Source organism: Novosphingobium pentaromativorans US6-1, from assembly GCF_000767465.1.
In the GTDB taxonomy this organism is placed as follows: domain Bacteria; phylum Pseudomonadota; class Alphaproteobacteria; order Sphingomonadales; family Sphingomonadaceae; genus Novosphingobium; species Novosphingobium pentaromativorans.
Genome location: NZ_CP009291.1, coordinates 3,615,311 through 3,636,190 on the forward strand (window position 1 = coordinate 3,615,311; position 20,880 = coordinate 3,636,190).

Genomic DNA, 20,880 nt, shown 5'->3' on the forward strand with positions numbered 1-20,880 from the left:
ACCAAAACTCAACCTGTTGTTGCAATTCGGTGCGCAATTGAGCTAGCTGAAAGCGAGAGGTGCCAGCGTCCGCGCTGTTTTCGAATTGCCGGGCATGGATCGCGAAAAGTAAATACAGCGAAGGGTTTCAATGAACCTTGCAGATATCATACCACAGGTATTGCATATCGATCCAGCGGCCAACGCGATCGAATATGATGAACGCTGGGCGACCTATGGTGAACTAGCGCATGTCAGCGGTCGGATCAGCTCGCTTCTCGCTGGCATGGACCTTGCTCCGGATACGAGGGTGGGCGTTCTGTTGCGCAATCAGGGCGATCTGGTCCCGGTGCTGCTCAGTTTGTTCTCGTCCAACCTGTGCCTGGCCACTTTCAATGCATCTTCGCCCGATGCAAAGCTGGTCGACGATCTCGGCAGGGATGCCGTACCCGTATTGATCGGCACGGCGGCCGACATCGCGCGCGAGCCAGTGCGTGCTGCGGCGCGTGATACCGGAGCCGCAATCATTGCGATTGAGGGCCAGACGGTCAGTCTCGTTGAAAAGGGCGGAGCCAGCATCGCGTCCAAGCCGGTCGCGCCCGGCATTGTCATCGAAATGCTATCCAGCGGGACAACCGGCACGCCCAAGCGCATTCCCCTCGGCAGGAAGAATTTCGAAAAGGCGCTGATGGGTGCCATGCAGTACGAAAAGGGGCGCGATCCGGATTCGCCTCCTCGACTGCGCAAGGGCGTACATCTGCAGACGGCACCGCTTGCGCACATCGCGGGGCTCATCGGGTTGATGAACAATTTCCTTGCCGGTCGCCAGATCTGCCTGATCGACAAGTTCGACCTTGCGCATTTTCATGGCGCGATCATGCGGCACAGGCCCAAGGTGGTCAGTGCGCCGCCCGCAGCGCTACGCATGATCTTCGATGCGAATATTCCCAAGGAGGACTTCGCCAGCCTTGCGGCCTTCCGCACCGGCACCGCGCCGCTCGATCCCGATCTGGCCGATGCATTTTACGATCGTTATGCAATCCCAGTGCTCCAGAACTATGGTGCGACCGAGTTCGCGGGCGGGGTTGCCGGTTGGACGATGGACGATTTCAAGGCCCACTGGAAAGCCAAGCGCGGAAGCGTGGGACGCTTGAACAAGGGCGTCGAGGCGCATGCTGTCGACCCTGAGAGCGGACAGGTCCTGCCGCCGGGCGAGCAAGGCTTGCTCGAATTGCGCGCGCCGAACATCAAGGATGGGGTCGAGTGGATCCGCACGACCGATCTGGCGGTAGTGGATGAAGATCGGTTCCTTTTTCTGCGAGGGCGGCACGACGGCGTGATCGTGCGCGGCGGGTTCAAGATCATGCCGGACGATATTGTCAAGGCGATGCAGTCGCATCCCGCGGTGCGCGAGGCGGCGGTCGTAGGTATCAAGGATCGCCGGTTGGGCGAAGTGCCGGTGGCCGGATGGCTGGCGCGTACCGGCGCGGAGCTTCCAGAGGAGGACGCCTTTCGCAGCTGGCTCAAGGAGCGGCTGCTCCCTTATCAGGTGCCCGTTCGGATCAGGCGCCTGGACGAGTTTCCGCGCACGCCCTCGCTGAAGGTGGATCAGCCCGCACTGCGCGAGATTCTGGCGGGCGAGGTTTCGGGATGAGCGTCGCTTCCATCGCATCCGCCCGCAAGGGGCAATCGTGGGCGTATGTCCAAGACATCCATGATATGAAGGTCGACGTTCGCGCTGCGCGCGAGACGATCAGGCCCATGACGGCGAGGCAAGGAAATCCAATCGATGAGACGGCGCTGATGGTTTCGGGCTACGGTGCACCGGCATTCAAGCGGATCGCTCGGTGTTCCTTCGCCTGGCCAGGGAAGCGCGCTGCCTCTGGCAGTCGTCTGCCCATCGTCATTCACGCGCATCAAGGCCGCTTCGCATGAACAATCCTACGCAAGCACCGAGTGTCCATCCCAGCCACTGGGCGATGTCCCACCCCGACATGACGGCTGTGATCAGCGTCGAGAGCGGCGAGGAACTGACTTACGCCGCTCTGGAGACGGCTACCAGACGGGATGCCCAATTGCTTCGCTCGCTGGGCCTCAAGCGGGGAGACACCTTTGCGCTGTGGTCGCGCAACAATGCGCGGGTGTTGGAAATCAACCTCGCATTGCAGCGCTCCGGGCTTTACATGGTGCCATTGCCGGTGCGCCTGAAGAAGGCCGAGGCTGCCTATATCGTGGGCGACAGTGCGGCGCAGGTCCTGATTGTGGACGCCTCGATAGCCGAAGCTGTCGCGCTCGCTAAGGATATCGAGGCACTTTGCCCCAATGTCCGCCATGTCTATTGTCTCTATGACGATGTCGACGGGATCGAGCGCTGGGAAACGGCAAGCGCGGCAATGCCCGATGCGATGATTGACGATCCCTCGACCGGCGCGCCGATGGTCTATTCATCGGGCACGACAGGGCGGCCCAAGGGGGTGCGTCACCCATTGCCGGAAGGCCCGTTTGACGAAGAACATGCTTATGCCAAGCTGCACGGCAACCGCTATTCGGTCGAGCCGGGATCGATTTTTCTTCTGTCCTCGCCGCTCTATCATGCCGGGCCACTGGCCTTTGCACTTGCGGAGCTGAGGAATGGCGGCACCGTCTTGCTGTTCGACAAGTTCGACGCGGAAAAGGTGCTGGCGGCGATCGACCGCTACAAGGTCAAGCGCGCGCAATTTGTGCCCACCATGCTGATCCGCATGCTCAAATTGCCCGAGGCCGTGCGCGAAAGCTATGACCACTCGTCGTTGGAGGCGGTGATTCACTCGGCGGCGCCCTGTCCGATCGATGCCAAGCGCGCCGCGATCGAATGGCTGGGACCGATCCTGCATGAGATCTATGGTGGATCGGAAAATGCCGGATCGACGCTGATCGACAGCCATGAATGGTTACGCAAGCCGGGCTCGGTCGGCAGGCCGATGGTCGGAAAGTTCCATATCTGCGGGGAGGATGGCCGCGAATTGCCGGTTGGCGAAAGCGGAGCGATCTATTTCTCCGGCGGAAAGACGTTCGAGTATCTGAACGATCCGGAAAAATCGAAGGATGCGCGCCATCCAGACAATCCCGGTTGGCTCACCTTCGGCGATATCGGCTATGTCGATGAAGACGGCTATCTCTACCTGACGGATCGCAAGAGTTTCATGATTATATCCGGCGGTGTGAACATCTATCCGCAGGAGACCGAGAACCTCCTGATCATGCATCCCGGCGTCGCGGATGCCGCCGTTTTCGGAGTGCCCGATCCCGATATGGGGGAGCAGGTCAAGGCAGTGGTCCAGCCTGCCGACTGGACCAATGCGAACGAGGACTTCGCAAAGGAGCTCACGGATTATTGCCTCGCATCGCTGGCACCCCACAAGTGCCCGCGCTCGATCGATTTCGAGCGGGCCCTCCCGCGCGATGCCACGGGGAAATTGTTCAAGCGTGAGCTGCGCAAACGATATCTGGAAAATTCCGAATAGTGGCACATAGACGCTCTTCGCGAACGACAAGTTGATGTTGTACCAATGCCAAAGGCTACCATTGAGAGGATGACCATGTACACCTACCGCGAATTCTACATCGGCGGTCAATGGACAAAACCGGAGGGGGCCGGGACGCTGGACGTAATCCGTCCTTCCGACGAACAGGTCTGCGGCACGATCGCGCTGGCCAGCGACGTGGACGTCGACAAGGCCGTTGCAGCAGCGCGACGCGCGTTCGACAGTTACTCGCAAACCAGCCGCGAGGAGCGTATGGCGCTCCTGGACCGGGTGATCGCCGAATATCAGAAGCGCTTGCCGGATCTGGCGAAGGCTGTGACCGAAGAGATGGGCGCGCCTGCCTGGCTCGCGCAGAAGGCGCAGGCCACGCTCGCGCTTGCCCATCTGACCACCGCGCGCAAGGTGCTCGAAACCTACGCGTTCGAGGAAAGCATGGGCACGACGCAAGTGGTGAAGGAGCCGATCGGCGTTTGCGGTTTCATCACGCCGTGGAACTGGCCGCTCAACCAGATTGCGTGCAAGGTCGCCCCGGCGCTGGCCACGGGTTGCACGATGGTGCTCAAGCCGTCGGAAGTCGCGCCTTTCTCCGCTGCGATCTTTGCTGAGATCATGGACGCTGCGGGCGTTCCTGCAGGTGTATTCAACATGATCAATGGCGATGGCCCCGGTGCCGGCGCGGCGTTGAGCGCGCACCCGGACGTCGACATGATTTCCTTCACCGGATCGACCCGGGCAGGGATCGAGATTGCGCGCGCTGCCGCGCCTACGATCAAGCGCGTGCATCAGGAGCTGGGAGGGAAATCCCCCAATATCGTGCTGGACGATGCGGATATTCAGAGTGCCGTCGCCAGTGGCGTGAGCACGATGATGCTGAATTCGGGCCAATCGTGCAACGCGCCTACGCGGATGCTGGTGCCGCATGGCCGAATGGACGAGGTCAAGGCCATAGCCAAGGCAACGGCGGAGGCGTTTACCGTCGGTGATCCCAATGGCGATGTGAAGATGGGGCCGGTCGTCTCCGAAGTGCAGTGGAACAAGATCCAGGGCCTGATCCAGGCCGGCATCGAGGAAGGGGCAACGTTGGTCACAGGCGGTACCGGTCGGCCTGACGGCCTTGACGCGGGCTACTATGTGAAACCCACTGTCTTTGCAGATGTCACCAACGACATGCGGATCGCGCGTGAAGAGATTTTCGGCCCGGTGCTGGTCGTGATCGGTTACGGGGACGAGGACGAGGCGGTCCGGATAGCCAATGATACGCCTTATGGCCTGGCTGCCTATGTCCAGGGAACGGATATCGACAATGTCCGCAAGGTCGCGTCGCGACTGCGCGCGGGCCAGGTCGTCCTCAATGGCAGCGGTACGGATTTCGGTGCCCCCTTCGGAGGCTACAAGCAATCGGGTAACGGCCGCGAATGGGGCGCACACGCCTTTGGAGAGTTTCTCGAGACCAAAGCGGTGCTGGGGTACGCCCAGGCGGCCGAATAGCCGGACCCCGAAAGGGCTTCCCGGCAGTCGCCGGACAAGCGCAGCACGGTCACGCGAAAGAAATTTGGGAGATCATGATGTCCGCAAGCAAAGATACCGAGGGGCGTGAAAACGCCGGCGTACTGGACGCCGCCAAGCAACTTGAAATCTATCGGCGGATGACGCTGATCATGCAGAATGACGAGGCTGCTCGAAAGGCGATCCGTTCGGGTCGGCTGATGATGCCCTATTATTCGCCGCGCGGTCAGGAAGTCATACCTTCGGCGATTTCGGTGAACCTCAATGCCGATGACAAGATCTGCACGATCTATCGCGGCACGCATGACATGTTGGCCAAGGGGGTGCCGCTCAAGCAGCTCTGGGCGGAAATCGCCGGGCGGGTGGAAGGCACGTGCAAGGGCAAGGGCGGCCCTATGCATATCACGCATCCGGCTTCCGGTGCGATGCTGACCACGGGGATCGTCGGCTCGTCCATGCCGATTGCCAATGGCATCGGATGGGGGGCCAAGCTCTTGGGCAAGGGCCAGGTGGTGGTCGCCTATTTCGGTGACGGCGCTTCCAATATCGGCGCGTTCCACGAATCGCTCAACATGGCGTCAGTATGGAAACTGCCGGTCATTTTCGTGTGTCAGAACAATCAGTTCGGTGAGCATACTCGTTATGACGTCGCGACCTCGGTCGACAAGATCTCGAAGCGCGCGGCAGGTTATTCGATGCCCGGCGTCACTGTTGACGGAAACGATCCGTTCGCAGTCCATGCCGCCGCATGGGAAGCGATCGAACGTGCGCGGGAAGGCGGGGGACCGACCCTGATCGAATGTATCACCTATCGCTTTCACGGCCATGTCTTCGGTGACGACGATTTCTACATGGATCCCGAAGTCAAGAAGGCCGCGATGGAGGCCGATCCTGTCCCTGCCTTCCGTGCGAAGCTGATTGCGGGTGGAGTGGCCAGCGAAGCCGAGCTGGCGGAGATGGAAGCAGGTATCGCCGCCGAAATCGAAGAGGCCATCCAGTTCGCCCTCAATTCGGAACGCCCGCCGGTCGAGGAACTGGTGCGCGATGTCTATGCGGACGACACAATCAGTGCGTCCATCAGTGCGGGAGTGAGCCGATGAGCGAGACCGTGACGAACCAGAAGACCCGCAAGCTGGGTTTCATCCAGGCGCTGAACGAGGCCCTGGTCGAAGCGATGGAAGCCGACGACAAGGTTCTTGTTTTCGGTGAGGACGTGGCTGACCGCGAAGGCGGCGGCGTCGTGGGGATCACCCGCGGCCTCTCCACCCGGTTCGGCGATGACCGGGTCAAGTCAACTCCGATCTCCGAACAGGCGATTATCGGGGCAGCGATCGGCGCCTCGATGATGGGCTTCAAGCCCGTGGCCGAGATCATGTTGATGAACTTCACCACGGTAGCGATGGACATGATCGTCAACCACGCGGCGAAGCTGCGATTCATGTCGGGTGGACAGACCGGCGTGCCGATCACCATCCGCATGATGACAGGGGCGGGCCTTTCGACCGCCGGGCAGCATGCCGACTTCCTGGAAGCGTGGTTCGCGCACGTGCCCGGGCTGAAAGTCGTGGCGCCGTCAAACCCGGCAGATGCCAAGGGGTTGCTGCTTTCCTGCATTGCCGACCCCGATCCGTGCCTGTTCATCGAGACGATGCGCGCCAACCGTACTTCAGCTGAGGTTCCGGAGAAAATCGCACCGGTGCCGCTGGGCAAGGCCAAGGTTGTGCGCGAGGGCAGCGATGTCACGATCATCAGCTATGCCGAAATGTTCGTCCGTGCGCAGAAGGCCGCCGACCAATTGGCCGAGGAAGGAATCTCGGCAGAGCTGATCGATCTGCGCACGATCTCTCCATGGGATCGTGAAACGGTCATCGCGTCCGTCGCCAAAACCGGTCGTGCGGTCGTCGCCCATGAGGCCGTGTGCGCATTCGGAGTTGGCGCCGAGATCGCCGCCGTGCTGATGAGCGAACTCTTCGGCAGACTGAAGGCACCGGTCATGCGCCTTGGCGCACCCTATGCGCCCGTGCCTTTCGCCAAGAATCTCGAGGACGCTTATGTTCTGAGTGCGGACGCCATTGCCCAGGCCGCACGGGAAACCATGGCGCAGGCGTGAAGGCTGCTTCTGCAGCGGCATCGCAACAAGAAGGCAGAACATGACCGAGAATTCCGGAGTCGCTCACACCGTTCGCGATATACTGGCTCAGGACGGCGACGCCCGCGCCTTTCATTTCAAGGGCAAGTGGTACGATTGGCGCTGGGTCAACCGCTTTATCGACGGGCTGGAAGCGGAGATCGCCAAGAGCGGCGTTGCTGATACCGAGTCGATTGGTGTCGCTCCGCGCAACGGGCCTGATTTTGCGGCGGCTTTGCTCAGTGCGATCGGGCAAGAACGGCAGATCGTGATGATCTATGCCTACCAGTCGCCCGAAGCCATTGCCGGGCGCATCCGGGACCTCGATCTGGCACTGGTGTTGCTGGCACGATCCGATTGCACCGATGTGGTCCTCCAGGCGGCCGAGCAATGCGGTACGGCGGTAGTGGCACTATCCGTCGAAGGCAGCGAACTGATCCTGATGGGGGATGGCAAAACGCATCATCCGGCTCCGCCCGTTGCCGGTATCGAACTGCTGACCAGCGGAACGACGGGTGCGCCCAAGCATTTCCTGATGACCTATCCGCAGCTTTACCGAAGCATGATTACGGAAAACCCGACGACGACAGTCTCGACGACGCCGGGGCTGCATTATTACCCGTTCGGCAATATCTCGGGTCTGTACCAGTTGCTGCCGATCGTCGCGGTGCATCGGCCCGTGCAGATGCTGGACAAGTTCCGGGTCGAGGATTGGGTCGATTATGTCGCCACCTACAAGCCGCCCGCGCTGGGCATGCCGACGGCGGGTTACCGCATGTTGCTGGAGGCGGGCGTCGAGGATGAGCCGCTGTCCAGCCTCAAATACTTCCTGACCGGGGCGTCGGCGCTCGATCCGAACACGCATGACGAATTCGTCGCCCGGTACGGCCGGCCCATTCTTCAGTCCTACGGGGCGACCGAATTCGGCGGGGTCGTCGCCCAGATGACGCTGGAGGATCATGAAAAGTTCAGCGGCGCCAAGGTTCGTTCGGTCGGTCGACCCTGGCACGGGGCCAGACTGCGAATCAGTGATCCTGAAACGGGCGCAGAACTGCCTGCCGGCGAAATCGGACGTATCGACGTGATTTCACCGCGCATGAGCGACGATTGGATCGAGACGACCGATCTGGGGCTGATCGATGAGGATGGCTTTCTTTACCATCACGGACGGCTCGATGGCGCGATCATGCGCGGCGGCTTCAAGGTGGTCCCAGAAACTATCTCGACCACGCTTACCGCACATCCGGCGATCGCCGTTGCGGCGGCATTGGGCATGCCCGACCAGCGGCTGGGGGAAGTGCCTGTCATCGCCTATGAAGTGCGCCCTGAATGGGCGCCGCCGAGTGAGGAAGAATTGCAGAAATTCCTCACCGATCGCTTGCCCAAGCCGTCGTTGCCCGTGCGCTATCTGCGGATGGACAGGATGCCGCGCACGCCATCGCTCAAGGTCGATCTGGGGGCTGTCCGAAGGGCATTCGAGGCGGCCTGACGATAGACCGCCGGCCGCCGATATCAGGCGCGCGCGAGAAGCGCGCGCGCCTTGATCAGGTGAGGACGGTCGATCATCTTGCCATCCAGGGTGAGCACGCCGGCACCTGGGTTGGCCTCGAACGCGTCGACCACCGCCTGCGCCTGGGCAACTTCCTCCGCTGAAGGCGTGAAGGCATCGTTGATCACGGGCACCTGGCCGGGGTGAACCGCCATCATGCCGGTAAAGCCGTCTTGCGCCGCGCGCGCGGTATAGGCGGCGAGCCCGTCGAGGTCTCGGATTGCGGGATAGACAGTCTCGATCGGGGCGACTCCAGCCGCGCTCGCCGCGAACAGGGTGAGGGCGCGGGCGATCTCGTAGGGCTGGGTGTAGCTGCCGTCGGCGTTGCGCGCGGTAAGCGCGCCTACGGCGGCGGGCAAGTCTTCCGCTCCCCAGGTGAGGCCGCAGAGGCGGTCGCTCACAGCGCCATATTCGCCGAGCTTGAAGAGGGCGCGCGGCGTCTCGGTCGCGATTGGCAGGATCATGGCCCGATCATCGCCGCGTTGCCGCATCCGTTCGACGAGATCGCTGATCGAATCGGCGCCTTCCGCCTTGGGCAGCATGATGCCGGCCGGACGTGCGGGCAGAACGGCGTTGAGATCCCCGTCGGTCAGGCCACTATCGAGCGGATTTACCCGGACGAACAGCGCCACATTCGATCCCGCCGCTTCCGCCAGAAACTCCGCAACCGTCGCACGCGCCGCTTCCTTGCCTTCCGGCGCGACCGAATCCTCAAGGTCGAGGATCAGCGCATCGGCGCCGTAGCCCAGCGCCTTGCGCATACGCTCCGGCCGGTCGCCGGGGACGAAAAGCAGCGAACGCAATTTCATCATGCGCGCTCGAACACCGCGGTCAGCCCCTGGCCGCCGCCGATGCACATTGTCTCGATGCCATAGCGTGCCTGGCGCCGGTCCATTTCGCGCAGCAAGGTGGCGAGGATGCGCCCGCCCGTCGCGCCGACCGGATGGCCAAGCGAGATGCCCGAACCATGCACATTGAGGCGTTCATAGTCCTCCGCGCCGAACTTCCATTCGCGCAGGCATGCGATCACCTGCGCGGCAAAGGCCTCGTTCAGTTCGATCAGGTCGATGTCCTTGAGCGACAGGCCCGCGCGGTCGAGCGCCTTGGCGGTCGAGGGGACCGGGCCGATTCCCATGATGCGCGGTGCGCAGCCAGCCACCGCCCAGCTCTTGAGCGTGGCGAAGGGCTTGAGTCCGTGCCTGTCGGCCATCTGGCGCGTGGTGACAATGCAGGCCGAGCCGCCGTCATTCTGTCCGCTTGCATTGCCGGCAGTGACGGTGGAAGCCGGATCGCGGCCGCCGTAGATCGGCTTGAGCTTGGCGAGCGCTGCCATGTCGAGACCGGGGCGCGGATGCTCGTCGGTATCGACGACGGTGACGTTACCCTTGCGGTCCTTCAGTTCGACCGGAATGATTTCTTCGGCGAAGATGCCGTTTTCCTGCGCCGCAACCGCCTTGGCATGGCTGTTCATCGCGAAGGCATCCTGCTCTTCGCGCGGGATGCCATATTGCTCGCGCAGGTTTTCGGCGGTTTCGATCATGCCGCCCGGAACGGGATAGTTCTTGCCGCCCGCCGTGACGCGCCCGCGCGCCAGGCTGTCGTGCAGCATCATGCCATCACCGCTGGCGCCATAACGGGCCTGATGGGTGAAGAAGGCGGCGTTGCTCATCGATTCCGCGCCACCTGCGATGACAAGATCGGCTCCACCCGTCTGCACCTGCATCACGCCGTAGATCACCGCCTGAAGCCCCGATCCACAGCGCCGGTCGATCTGGATGCCGGGCGTTTCGATCGGCAGGCCGGCGTCCAGCGCCACCACGCGGCCAAGCGCGGGGGCTTCCATCGTTGGATAGCATTGGGCGAAGATCACATCGTCCACCGCTTCGCCCGGTATGCCCGTGCGTTCGAGCAGGCCGGACAGGGCAGCAACGCCTAGTTCGACGACGCTCTTGGATTTGAACATTCCGCCCTGGCGACCGACGGCGGTACGGACGGGCTCACAGATGACGACTTCACGCATTGGGCATTTCACTCCTGGAGCGTTTCGGGTGCCGGACGGTCAGCCACGCGGGCTGGCGAGGCCGCGACCGATGACATGGGCCTGGATCTCGCCGGCACCTTCGAAGATGTTAAGGATGCGGGCGTCGCACAGGATGCGGCTGGCTTCGTATTCCAGAGCATAGCCGTTGCCGCCGTGGATCTGGACGCACATGTCGGCATTGGCCCAGGCGACGCGCGCGCCGAGCAGCTTTGCCATGCCCGCCTCGATGTCGCAGCGTTCGCCCTTGTCCTTGTGGCGGGCGGCCGAATAGGTCAATTCGCGTGCCATCACGAGTTCGGCGACCATCATGGCCAGCTTGTCGGTTACGCGGGGGAAATCGGCGAGTTGTTTGCCGAACTGCCGCCGCTCGGTTGCATAGCGCAGCGCTGCATCGAAGGCATTCCAGCCGACGCCGATCGCGCGCGCCGCGGTCTGGATGCGGGCGCCTTCGAAGGTGCGCATCAGCTGCTTGAAGCCCTGACCTTCGGCGCCGCCCAACAGCCCGTCCTCGGCCACGCGGAAATCCTCGAACGACAACGCATATTCGCGCATGCCGCGATAGCCCAGCACTTCGATCTCGCTGCCGAACAGGCCCTCGTCGGGGAAGTCGTCTTCGCCTTGCTTGCGGGTCTTGGCGGCAAGAAGCATCGAAAGTCCGCCGTAACCCGGCGTGTCCGTGTTGGTGCGGCAAAGCACGGTCATCAGATCGGTACGCGCGGCGTGGGTGATCCAGTTCTTGGCGCCGTTGATGCGCCAGCTGCCATCGTCCTGCCGGGTGGCGCGAGTGCGCACCGAAGCGAGATCGGAGCCGACATCGGGTTCGGTAAACACGGCGGTTGGCAGCACTTCGCCGCTGGCGATCTTGGGCAGCCAATACGCCTTCTGCTCGGGCGTGCCGTTGCCGCCGATCAGCTCGCCGGCGATTTCAGACCGCGTGCCGAGCGATCCCGCGCAGATCCAGCCGCGCGACAGTTCTTCCGAGACAAGGCACATTGCGAGCTTGCCGAGGCCAAGGCCGCCAAATTCCTCTTCGATGCACACGCCGAATACGCCGAGCTGCGCCATTTCCTCAACGATCTCATCGGGGATGAGCGCGTCCTCGAGATGCCAGGCGTGGGCCGAAGGCGCGATTCGTTCGCGCGTGAAGACGCGGAACTGGTCGCGGATCATGTCCATCGTTTCGTCGTCGAGCGCTTCGTCTGGAATCTGGCCATCGCGTAGCAGTTTGGCCAGCGCCAGCCGTGTTTCGGCTGTGTTCCCGGTTTCGAGGAAGCTGGACACTGCGACATCGCGGGCAAGCGCCGCAGCGGAATCCGAAATCCCCAATTCCTGCGGACGAACGAATTCGTTCTGGCTCATGGGTACGCCGCCGATCAGCTGCGCAAGATACTCGCCGAAACCGACACGCAAGGTCAGTTCCTCGATCTCTCCATAGCGGCCCTGCGCCTTGCCGCGTTCCGCCCAGTCGGCAACCGCCGCAAGGGCCTCTGCCGTAGTGGCGATCCACGCGAATCCGTGGACCAACCGCTGGTGTTCATCCGCGGCGGAGCTGTCAACCCGCCCGCCAGGCGCGATTGTCTGCGCGACTTTCGCCTGCGCTGCTGCAGCATAGGCGCGCGCGGCTTCCGCGGCGGTCTTGGCCGAGGCGATCCAGTCGGTTGTCGCCTGATCAATTGTAGCGGTGTGGGTCATCGATATTCCACCTTTGCAGTCATAGCTGTCGCGCCGTCGCAGCGCATTGCGCGCACTTCGTCGTTCGTACCCTGCAGCACGATCGGCTGGCCGAGGAAAAGCGGCGATTGCGCGCGGAAGTTGAAGCGGGCGAGTGGCCCCTGTCGTCCGGCGAAACCCGCAAGTTTCGCGGCCGTGAAAGGGCCATGGACGATAAGCGCTGGATAGCCTTCCTCGCCCTGGGTGTAAGGCAGGTCATAGTGAATGCGGTGGCTGTTGAACGTCACCGCCGAAAATCTGAAAAGGTTCACCGGCCCTGGGTGCCATACCTCGCCATCGGGCGCAGTTTCTGCGGGGACCGGGAGTGGGGCGGGATCGCCCATCTCGCGATAGACATAGCTTTGTCGCTCGCGAATGCGCACCGCACCATCCTGACTGATGACACGATCGACCTCGACGAAGATCAGATCGCCCGATCGGCCGCTCTTGTGGTTCACCTCTGCCACGGTGCTCACCATTTCGGCCTTGTGCCCCAGTAGCAGGGGGGCTTCGAAGACGATATCGGCGGCCGCGAACATGCGGCGGGGAAGGGTGATCGCGGGGAGGAATCCTCCGCGCCGGGGATGGCCGTCCTCGCCGATCTCGGCATCGGTCGGCTGCGGCAGGAAGAAGGCCCAGTGGGGCAAAGGCGGCAGGACCGTTTCCACCGCCGGGTCGGCGTCGACCGCTAGCGCGTAGCGGCGCAGGCTCTCGTGCTCGAGCACTTCGCTCCGGGTTTCGGCGCGGCCGACCGCGCCTTTCCATTCCTCAAGCGCGGCGAGGTCGAGATTGCTCATGCCTTGGCTCCCGATATGATCCCGGCATCGTGCAGCTTGCCGATTTCGCCGCTGCCCATGCCGAGCAGGGTTGCGAGGATTTCGTCACTATGCTGGCCGATCGACGGGCTGGCCGCCGCCGGAAAGCGCTCTTCCGCAGGAATGCGCGCGGCTGCACCTGGGGTGGGATAGCAGTCGCCGCCTGCATGGGTGACCTCGCCGAAAATCGGATTTTCGCCGAAGAGGCGAGGCTCTTGCGCAAGCGACTGCGAGAGCGTGCGGTATATCGACCAGGTACAACCAGTTGAATCGAATACCTCTGCGCAGGCGGACAGCGGCAGCTTGCTCAGCGCGCCTTCTACCAGTGCATCGACGCGCGCGCGATGGGTGAAGCGCGCACCTTCATCGCTGGCGAAATCCACGCCCAGTTCGGATTCCAGCGCGGCAATATCACCGGCAATGCCAAGTGCCTTGATGAGCCCGGTCCACTGGCGCGGGGTGATCGCAACGATCATTACACGCTCTCCGTCCGCCGTGCCGAAGTCGCGCCCGAATGCCCCAAACAGATTGTTGCCGGAGCGTGGACGGTCTCCCCCGCTCAACAGCGTCTCGGCGACATTGCCAAGATTGCCCATGGTGGCAGCCGCCAGATCGGAGAGGGCAAGGCGCACTTCGCGGCCCTTGCCAGAAGCCTGCCGTTCGCGCTCCGCCGCCAGCAGCGCGAAGGCGCCATAGGCGCCTGCGAGCAGGTCCCATGCGGGAAGAACGTGATTGACGGGGCGCGGATCGTCGGGGTGGCCGGTCAGCCAAGGCAGGCCGACGCTGGCATTTATTGTATAGTCGACGGCCGGCGTCCCGTCGGCCCAGCCCATCACGCGCAGGCAGACGAGATCGTCGCGCAGGGCGGACAGCTTCTCATAGGAAAGGAACCCGCTGACCGGGAAATTGGTGACGAAAAGTCCGTCGCCCGATGTTGCCACCCGCTGCGCCAGTTCGCGCCCGGCCGGATCGGACAGGTTGATGGCAAGGCTCTTCTTGCCCTTGTTCAACCCTTCCCAATAGAGGCTCTGCCCTTTGGGGCCGATCGGCCAGCGTGCGCTGTCCGGTCCGCCGCCGATCTGGTCGAAGCGGATGACGGTGGCGCCCATCTGCGCCATGTGCAGAGTGCAGCTGGGGCCGGCGATAAAGGCTGCACCTTCGACGACGGTCAGGCCGGAAAGCAGATTATACATCGCTATGCAGGCTCATAGGCCGACAGTCTAAGCTGTGCGCGGCGGCGCAGCCACAGGCTGGGACGATAACGGTCAGACCCGGTGATTTCCTGCAATCGGCTCATGATCGTGAAGACCTTGGCAGTGCCGAGCCAGTCGGCAATTTCGATCGGACCCTTGGGATAGTTTTGCGCCAGCTTCATCGCCAGGTCGATGTCCTGGGGAGTGGACACTCCGATTTGCGCCAGTTCGCAACCCAGGTTCGCGATCATGCCCAGGATCCGCTGCAGGACGAAGCCGGGCGAATCCTGGATGACCTCCACCGTGAAGCCAAGGCCGCGCAGCCAGTCGGCGACCTTCGCCGCTGCATCGCCGCCGCCGACCGCGCTCATCACGGTGAGGTGTCTGATCTCCGCCGCTGTCAGGTCAACCGCAACGGTGGTCTTGGGATCGAGCCCCAGCCGCACGCAGGCAGTCGCCGTATCTTCGCCGATCGGAGCGATCAGCGTCACCTCGTCACCGGCCGCAAAGCCCGGCAATCCGGTGATCGCCTCCCAGCCTTCGCCTTCGCCGATTGTCGGCTTCACCGTCACCGGTGTGGCGGGCGCAGCGGGGGAGGGAGGGGCCTTCGCGCCATCGGAATAGTCGAAGAAGCCGCGGCCTGTCTTGCGGCCGAAGAGTCCCGCGTTCGACATCAGTTCGTGCAGGGTTGTCGTCTTCAACCGGGGATCGTGCTGATAGCCTTCATAAATATAAGTAGAGGCGGCAAAGTTCACGTCGATGCCGGTCAGGTCCATCAGTTCGAACGGCCCCATGCGGAAACCGGCACCGTCTCGCAGGATGCGGTCGATAGTGGCGGGATCGGCAACGCCTTCCTGCGCGATTGCCAGGCCTTCAAGCGCGAGCGCGCGCCCTTGAAGATTGACCAGGAAGCCCGGGGCGTCCTTGACCGTTACCGGCGTCTTGCCGATCTGTCTGGACACCTTTTCCGCGAAGTCCGCCATTTCGGACGACGTTGCGGGCGCAACGACGACTTCGACCAGCTTCATGAGCGGTACGGGATTGAAGAAGTGAAGTCCGCAGACCCGCTCCTTGTGGCTGCAGTTCGCTGCGATGGCCGCGACTGACAGTGACGAAGTATTGGTGGCCAGCAACGTATCGGGGCTGACGACTGCCTCAAGATCGGCAAATACCTTCTGCTTGATGTCGAGCCGCTCGACGATAGCCTCGATGACCACCTCGCAAGGCGCCAGGTCCGAAAGGTCCTTGGCAAGTACCAGATTGTTCCTGGCCTTTTCGGTAAAGCCTTCGGCCAGCTTACCCTTTTCTTCCATGCGGGCAATATGACCGAAGATGTCGTTCGCCGCCTTGTCCAGCGCGGCTGCATTGACGTCGAAAAGTACGACGGTCAGGTCCGCTGTGAGCCCGATTTGCGCAATGCCTGCGCCCATAGGTCCGGCGCCTACGACACCCAGCGTATTGAGGTTCATCTTTTAATCTCCCGCCGGCGCTACAAGGGGCGCGTCGGCTTAATTGCAACAGGCTCTCGTCCAGCTCGGCCGGGGCCAATTCTTCCCGCGCGGCTCGGCGCTTCCGCCCTAGATCTTCAATCCGGCTTCGCGCAACAGGGCCTTGGCGATGATCGTCTGCTGCACCTGGCTGGTGCCTTCGTAGATCCGCATAAGGCGCACGTCACGGTAGAAACGCTCTACCTTGTACTCGGCCATATAGCCTGCCCCGCCGTGGATCTGCACGGCCCTGTCAGCCACGCGGCCCAGCGCTTCGGACGCGAAATACTTGGTTGATGCCACATCGCGGGAGACTTTCTCGCCCGCATCGAAGCGCCGCGCGACATCCTGGGTCATGACCCATGCCGCGTAGGCATCGGTGCGGCTGTCGGCGATCATGCCCTGGACCAGCTGGAACTCTCCGATAGCCTGGCCGAACTGCTTGCGCTCCACGGCGTAGTTGACGCTTTCCTTGACCAGTCTTTCGCACATGCCGCTGGAAAGGGCTGACAGGTGGATTCGGCCACGGTCGAGTACTTTCATCGCGGTCTTGAAACCGCGCTCAGGCACGCCGCCGATGATGTTCGCAGCGGGAACCATGACGTCGTCGAAGATGACGTCGCAGGTCATCGTTCCCTTCTGGCCCATCTTCTTGTCAAGTTTGCCGAAGCTGATGCCCGGTGTGTCGGCGGGCAGGATGAATGCCGTGATGCCGGCCGCGCCCTTCACCTCGGGCTTGGTGCGGGCCATCACCGTGAACATCCCCGCCCGGGGCGCATTGGTGATATAGCGCTTGGTGCCGTTGAGGCGGTAGACGTCGCCTTCCTGGATCGCGGTCGTCGAGATCGATGCCGCATCCGAACCGCTGTTCGGTTCGGTCAAGGCGAAGCTTGCGAACATGCCCTCGGCCAGCTTGGGCAGCCATTCGGCTTTCTGCTCTTCGGTGCCGTCCATGACGATGCCCTGGCTGCCAATGCCGACGGTCGTGCCGATGACCGAGCGATAGGCGAAACTCGTCCGGCCAAGCTCATAAATGACCTGGATTTCCTCGCTGGCAGTCAGGCCCAGCCCGCCATACTGCTCGGGCACCGTCAGGCCAAACAGCCCCAGATCGCGCATTTCCGCGATGATCTCATCGGGAACCGCATCCTCTTCCTCGACGCGGTCCTCGTTCGGAATCAATCGTTCGTCGACGAAGCGGCGCACGGTTTCGCGCAGCATGGCAAAGGTTTCGGTATCCATGGATCCTCGTACAATCAAAATTGGCGTCGTCATGAAATGCAATTGCATTACCTCTATTGTGATAATCCGACATTTGCAAGGCGATGTGTGGCTAGCGGAATCGCCCCCCGCATGCGCCGCTGCGAAGCCGCATTCAGGGCGATGGGAGGGGGAGGTGGGAAAAGCTGTCCAAGGGATGGCACTTGCTGCGCGGAAGCATGAGTCGGCCGAAACCGGCGCCCGGGTGGGATCGGCTCGATTCCGGTGTTTTGGGCCGGCTTCCTGCCAATTATGTTGTCAGTCTTCTTGCGGGGTATAACCTTTTCCGCTAACTGTTTTAGGAAATACAAATCTTCAAAAAAATGATCGGAGGATGCCCTTATGAACGCGCTGGTAAAGCCCGAAAGCCTGCAGGGCGTGCATGTCGTCGACGCTGATACCCACGTCACCGAGGTCCACGACCTCTGGACCTCTCGCGCTTCCCCCAAGTTCAGGGACCGGGTTCCGCAGGTGAAGCAGGTCGATGGCGAACTGGCCTGGTACATAGACGGCGAGTATCGCATGGGACCGGCGATGACGTCCTGCTGCATCCGCAAGGACGGGTCGAAGTCCTTCGGATTCGACTTGGTTAAGATGACGATCCAGGATGTTTATGAAGGCGCCTTCGACGTCAAGGCGCGGGTCGCCTACATGGACGAGGCGGGCTTTTCTGCGCAGATCGCCTATCCCAATCTTCTGGGCTTCGGAAATCAGAAGTCCATGAAGGTCGATCCTGAATTGCGGTTGGTGACAACCCAGATCTTCAATGATGCCAGCGCCGAGATGCAGGCCGACTCGGGCAATCGCGTCTTTCCGATGATCCTGCTTCCCTGGTGGGATATCGAAGCGAGCGTGAAGGAAGCGGAGCGCTGCCACGCAATGGGCCTGCGCGGGGTCAACTTGAACTCCGACCCGCAGATTCAGGGCTATCCCGTTCTTGGCGATCCGCATTGGGATCCGCTTTGGGAGGCGTGTTCGTCGCTCGACCTGCCGATCAATTTCCATATCGGCGGCGGAATGGAAAACTCCGACTGGTACGGGCAGGGAGGCTGGCCGACCGACGATCCGAACCTGAAAATGGCGTTCGGTTCTTCGCAGATGCCGCTCACGAATTATCGCGTGCTTTCCAACATCATCCTGTCGCGCTTCCTCGAGAAATGGCCGAAGCTGAACATCGTCTCCGTCGAAAGCGGCGTGACATGGATTCCGTTCATGCTGGAATCGCTGGAATATCAGATGCAGGACCAGGGCATCGAATATGAGCTCTCCCCGCTGGAGATCTTCCGAAGGCAGATCTACGCCTGTTTCTGGTACGATCAGGTCTTGTTGCCGGAAGCTGCGCGTCACCTCGGCACCGATCATTTGCTTTTCGAGACAGACTTTCCGCATCCGACCTGCGCTTATCCCAATGCGCTTGAACGCATCGAGAGATCGGCCGCGGGTTTCACGCCGGACGAGCGTGCGAAGGTATTTGGCGATAATGCAATCAATCTTTATAATTTGCCGACCGAAGGGTTCGAGTCCATGCGCAGGGCTGCCTGAGAAAGCCGGCGGAGCGGCCTGCAATCCTGATCGACCATTCGAAATACTCGGCGATCGGGCTTTGCTATCAGAAAAGTAGAGGATCCAAGAATGGCTACCAAAGTTTCAAGCAACGACGACAATTCGAATGAAAGCGGATCGACCGCGACCGGCAAGTTCGAGATCTTCCGTTACAAGGACGCGAAAGGGCTGGAAGCCCATCCCGAGGCACTCGATGTGGAGCCGCTGCCGGAAAGCCTCGTCCCACTGCAGATAAAGGCAGTCGAGGCCGGACTGCGGGACGGTCAGGAGATCAAGTATCTGGTGAAGATGCCGGGCTATTCGATCACCCATGTGTGGTTCAAGCACGACTTCCCCCTGCCTTTGCATAGCCATAACTCAGACTGCATGTATTACATCATTGCGGGATCGGTGCGCCTCGGTACGGAAGATCTTGGCCCACGCGACAGCTTCTTCGTGCCTGCCGATGTTCCCTATACTTACAAGCCGGGCCCGGACGGCGTAGAATTGTTGGAGTTCCGGCACGAGACGAGTGCGAACCTCCGGCATTTTTCGAAGACTGCGAAATGGTGGGAAAAGGCGGTCGAGACCTGCGCCAAGAATCGCGAATCCTGGATCGAGGCAAAGAAGCCCTCGCTCAACTGCTGAGCAAGTAGGCGGGGCCTTCTGGCCAGTGGCGGAACAGGTTTCGCCAATACATTGAAAGCAATCTGAAAGCCCCGGCGACCGGTTGGTCGCCGGGGCTTCGTCGTTTCAGAAAGGCGAGGTGCGCTTCAGCTCGTCAAAGCGTCGGATTGACGACAACCTTGCACTGCAGTTCGGGGTTGGCCAGCTCCTCGAACGCCTTGGCGACGCCTTCAAGGGGAACTTCGTCAGTGATCAAATGGGAAACGTCGATGACGCCCTCTGCGATATTGTGCAGTGTCTGGCTGAATTCCTCGAAGTTGTAGGCATATACGAATTTGAATTCGATTTTCTTGTTGATGCACATGAGCGGCTCGAACTTGTCCGTCTGGCTGCAGACGCCTGCCACGATGATCTGAGACCAGCCGGGGACGCCGGCTATCAGGCTCTGAAGCACGCCGGGCACGCCCACGCATTCGAAAACGATTGCGCGCTTGCCGGGGGCATCGAACAGTCGCTCCATAGAGCGCGGGAGAACGCCCTTGGCGCCCAGTTCGGCCCATTTGTCATGCGGAGATTCGACTGCCGGGTCGATGATGATGTCCGCTCCCATCTTTTCGGCAATCGCTCGGCGAGCCGGGGAGTAGTCCGACGCTATGATGGGCCCGAGGCCGCGTGCCCTGAGCGAGGCGATGACGGCAAGACCCACCGGACCGCAGCCTATCACCATGTTGATCGTGTCCGGCCCCGCATCCGACTCGGCCACCGCATGCTCTCCGACCGCGAAAGGCTCGGTCATGGCTGCGTGCATGTCTGCAAGACCATTCGGCACCGGTAGTAGCAGCTTTTCCGTGAGGATCATCTGTTCGGCGAAACCGCCTGGGACGACCGGAGAGAAACCCGCGGTTTGAAAGCCAATCTTCGTATTCACGTATCCGGGGGCCACGATGCGGGTGCCTGCCTTCAATCGCTTTTCGGTTCCCGGGCCATGATCGAGTATCTCACCGCAGAACTCGTGACCGAAAATGATCCCTTGAATTTCAGGTATTTCGATACCCGGTTTGCCGACTGCTGCCATCTCTTCGAGGCCATGCAGGGCGTGCAGATCAGACCCGCAGATTCCGCAGCTCAGGTTTCGGGTGATGACCTGTCCTTCGCCCGGCTCGGGATCGGGCCTGTCTTCCACATGCAACTGCCGGTTGCGCCGGACGACTGCCTTCATCATTCTCTCCTCAGTTGTTTCATCTATTGGGCCAATGGATTCTCGATTTCGAGTCGAGATGCGACATCAACGTGCGAGGCCGTCGGCAAAACCCTCGGGCATCCAGGCGTTCGATGAATCGTTCTTGCCATGAATTCATTCAGTCATAGACGAAAACCGGGGCGAATCCTCTCGAAAATCGCAGGTGCATGCGAATTTCCCCGCCGAGCGATGTTCGATTTCCGGCTGCAGGTTTCGGCGCTTTCTCGGCAAAATGCCCGCTTTTGGCCAGGGCTGCGAAGAAAACTGTTGCATGCATTC

At 61.7% G+C, this 20,880-nt stretch carries 16 protein-coding genes; 8 read left to right on the top strand and 8 right to left on the bottom strand.

The annotated features are described in order from the left end of the window. Window positions 1-130: 130 nt before the first annotated feature. The 6 genes from JI59_RS16995 to JI59_RS17025 all read left to right on the top strand — a co-directional run bounded on the left by JI59_RS16995 (window position 131) and on the right by JI59_RS17025 (window position 8,626). A complete protein-coding gene (locus tag JI59_RS16995) occupies window positions 131-1,633 on the top strand; it encodes a class I adenylate-forming enzyme family protein (RefSeq protein WP_007011428.1) in 1,503 nt (500 codons plus the stop codon). A 277-nt stretch (window positions 1,634-1,910) separates the two neighbouring features. Beyond that, window positions 1,911-3,482 carry an AMP-binding protein gene (locus JI59_RS17005; protein ID WP_038576445.1) on the top strand — a complete coding sequence of 524 codons (1,572 nt, stop codon included), beginning with the start codon at window positions 1,911-1,913 and terminating at the stop codon, window positions 3,480-3,482. 75 nt (window positions 3,483-3,557) lie between these two features. Next, complete coding sequence (locus JI59_RS17010) at window positions 3,558-4,991, top strand: aldehyde dehydrogenase family protein (protein ID WP_007011425.1); 1,434 nt, start codon at window positions 3,558-3,560, stop codon at window positions 4,989-4,991. A gap of 74 nt (window positions 4,992-5,065) precedes the next feature. After that, window positions 5,066-6,109 (top strand): thiamine pyrophosphate-dependent dehydrogenase E1 component subunit alpha, encoded by a 1,044-nt coding sequence (locus JI59_RS17015; RefSeq protein WP_007011424.1) that lies wholly within the window; start codon window positions 5,066-5,068, stop codon window positions 6,107-6,109. Further along, window positions 6,106-7,119 (top strand): alpha-ketoacid dehydrogenase subunit beta, encoded by a 1,014-nt coding sequence (locus JI59_RS17020; protein ID WP_007011423.1) that lies wholly within the window; start codon window positions 6,106-6,108, stop codon window positions 7,117-7,119. The genes JI59_RS17015 and JI59_RS17020 overlap by 4 nt, the downstream gene beginning before the upstream one ends. A gap of 40 nt (window positions 7,120-7,159) precedes the next feature. After that, window positions 7,160-8,626, top strand: a complete 1,467-nt coding sequence (locus JI59_RS17025) for a class I adenylate-forming enzyme family protein (protein ID WP_007011422.1) — start codon at window positions 7,160-7,162, stop codon at window positions 8,624-8,626. A gap of 23 nt (window positions 8,627-8,649) precedes the next feature. Here JI59_RS17025 and JI59_RS17030 read toward each other — a convergent pair whose 3' ends face one another. The 7 genes from JI59_RS17030 to JI59_RS17060 form a co-directional block, all read right to left on the bottom strand. Next, on the bottom strand, window positions 8,650-9,495 hold the full coding sequence (locus tag JI59_RS17030) for an HpcH/HpaI aldolase/citrate lyase family protein (RefSeq protein WP_038577806.1): 846 nt from the start codon (window positions 9,493-9,495) through the stop codon (window positions 8,650-8,652). Next, window positions 9,495-10,706, bottom strand: coding sequence for an acetyl-CoA C-acetyltransferase (locus JI59_RS17035; protein WP_038576448.1), 1,212 nt, complete (start codon window positions 10,704-10,706; stop codon window positions 9,495-9,497). Before JI59_RS17035 ends, JI59_RS17030 begins: the two co-directional genes overlap by 1 nt. A gap of 39 nt (window positions 10,707-10,745) precedes the next feature. Beyond that, window positions 10,746-12,419 (bottom strand): acyl-CoA dehydrogenase family protein, encoded by a 1,674-nt coding sequence (locus JI59_RS17040; RefSeq protein WP_007011419.1) that lies wholly within the window; start codon window positions 12,417-12,419, stop codon window positions 10,746-10,748. Next, window positions 12,416-13,234, bottom strand: coding sequence for an HTD2 family dehydratase (locus JI59_RS17045; protein WP_007011418.1), 819 nt, complete (start codon window positions 13,232-13,234; stop codon window positions 12,416-12,418). The genes JI59_RS17040 and JI59_RS17045 overlap by 4 nt, the downstream gene beginning before the upstream one ends. Continuing rightward, window positions 13,231-14,445 (bottom strand): CoA transferase, encoded by a 1,215-nt coding sequence (locus JI59_RS17050; protein ID WP_007011417.1) that lies wholly within the window; start codon window positions 14,443-14,445, stop codon window positions 13,231-13,233. The genes JI59_RS17045 and JI59_RS17050 overlap by 4 nt, the downstream gene beginning before the upstream one ends. 2 nt (window positions 14,446-14,447) lie before the next feature. After that, window positions 14,448-15,914, bottom strand: coding sequence for a 3-hydroxyacyl-CoA dehydrogenase (locus JI59_RS17055; protein WP_007011416.1), 1,467 nt, complete (start codon window positions 15,912-15,914; stop codon window positions 14,448-14,450). A gap of 108 nt (window positions 15,915-16,022) precedes the next feature. Continuing rightward, window positions 16,023-17,174, bottom strand: coding sequence for an acyl-CoA dehydrogenase family protein (locus JI59_RS17060; RefSeq protein WP_007011415.1), 1,152 nt, complete (start codon window positions 17,172-17,174; stop codon window positions 16,023-16,025). Between the two features lie 360 nt (window positions 17,175-17,534). Between JI59_RS17060 and JI59_RS17065 the strand changes: the two genes are divergently transcribed. Both JI59_RS17065 and JI59_RS17070 read left to right on the top strand, forming a co-directional pair. After that, entirely contained in the window at window positions 17,535-18,734 is a 1,200-nt protein-coding gene (locus JI59_RS17065; protein WP_007011414.1) for an amidohydrolase family protein, read from the top strand. A gap of 90 nt (window positions 18,735-18,824) precedes the next feature. Next, window positions 18,825-19,382, top strand: coding sequence for a cupin domain-containing protein (locus tag JI59_RS17070; protein ID WP_007011413.1), 558 nt, complete (start codon window positions 18,825-18,827; stop codon window positions 19,380-19,382). Window positions 19,383-19,515: 133 nt separating this feature from the next. Here the strand turns inward: JI59_RS17070 and JI59_RS17075 are convergent, their stop codons facing one another. After that, on the bottom strand, window positions 19,516-20,580 hold the full coding sequence (locus tag JI59_RS17075) for a zinc-binding dehydrogenase (RefSeq protein WP_038577814.1): 1,065 nt from the start codon (window positions 20,578-20,580) through the stop codon (window positions 19,516-19,518). Window positions 20,581-20,880: the final 300 nt, after the last annotated feature.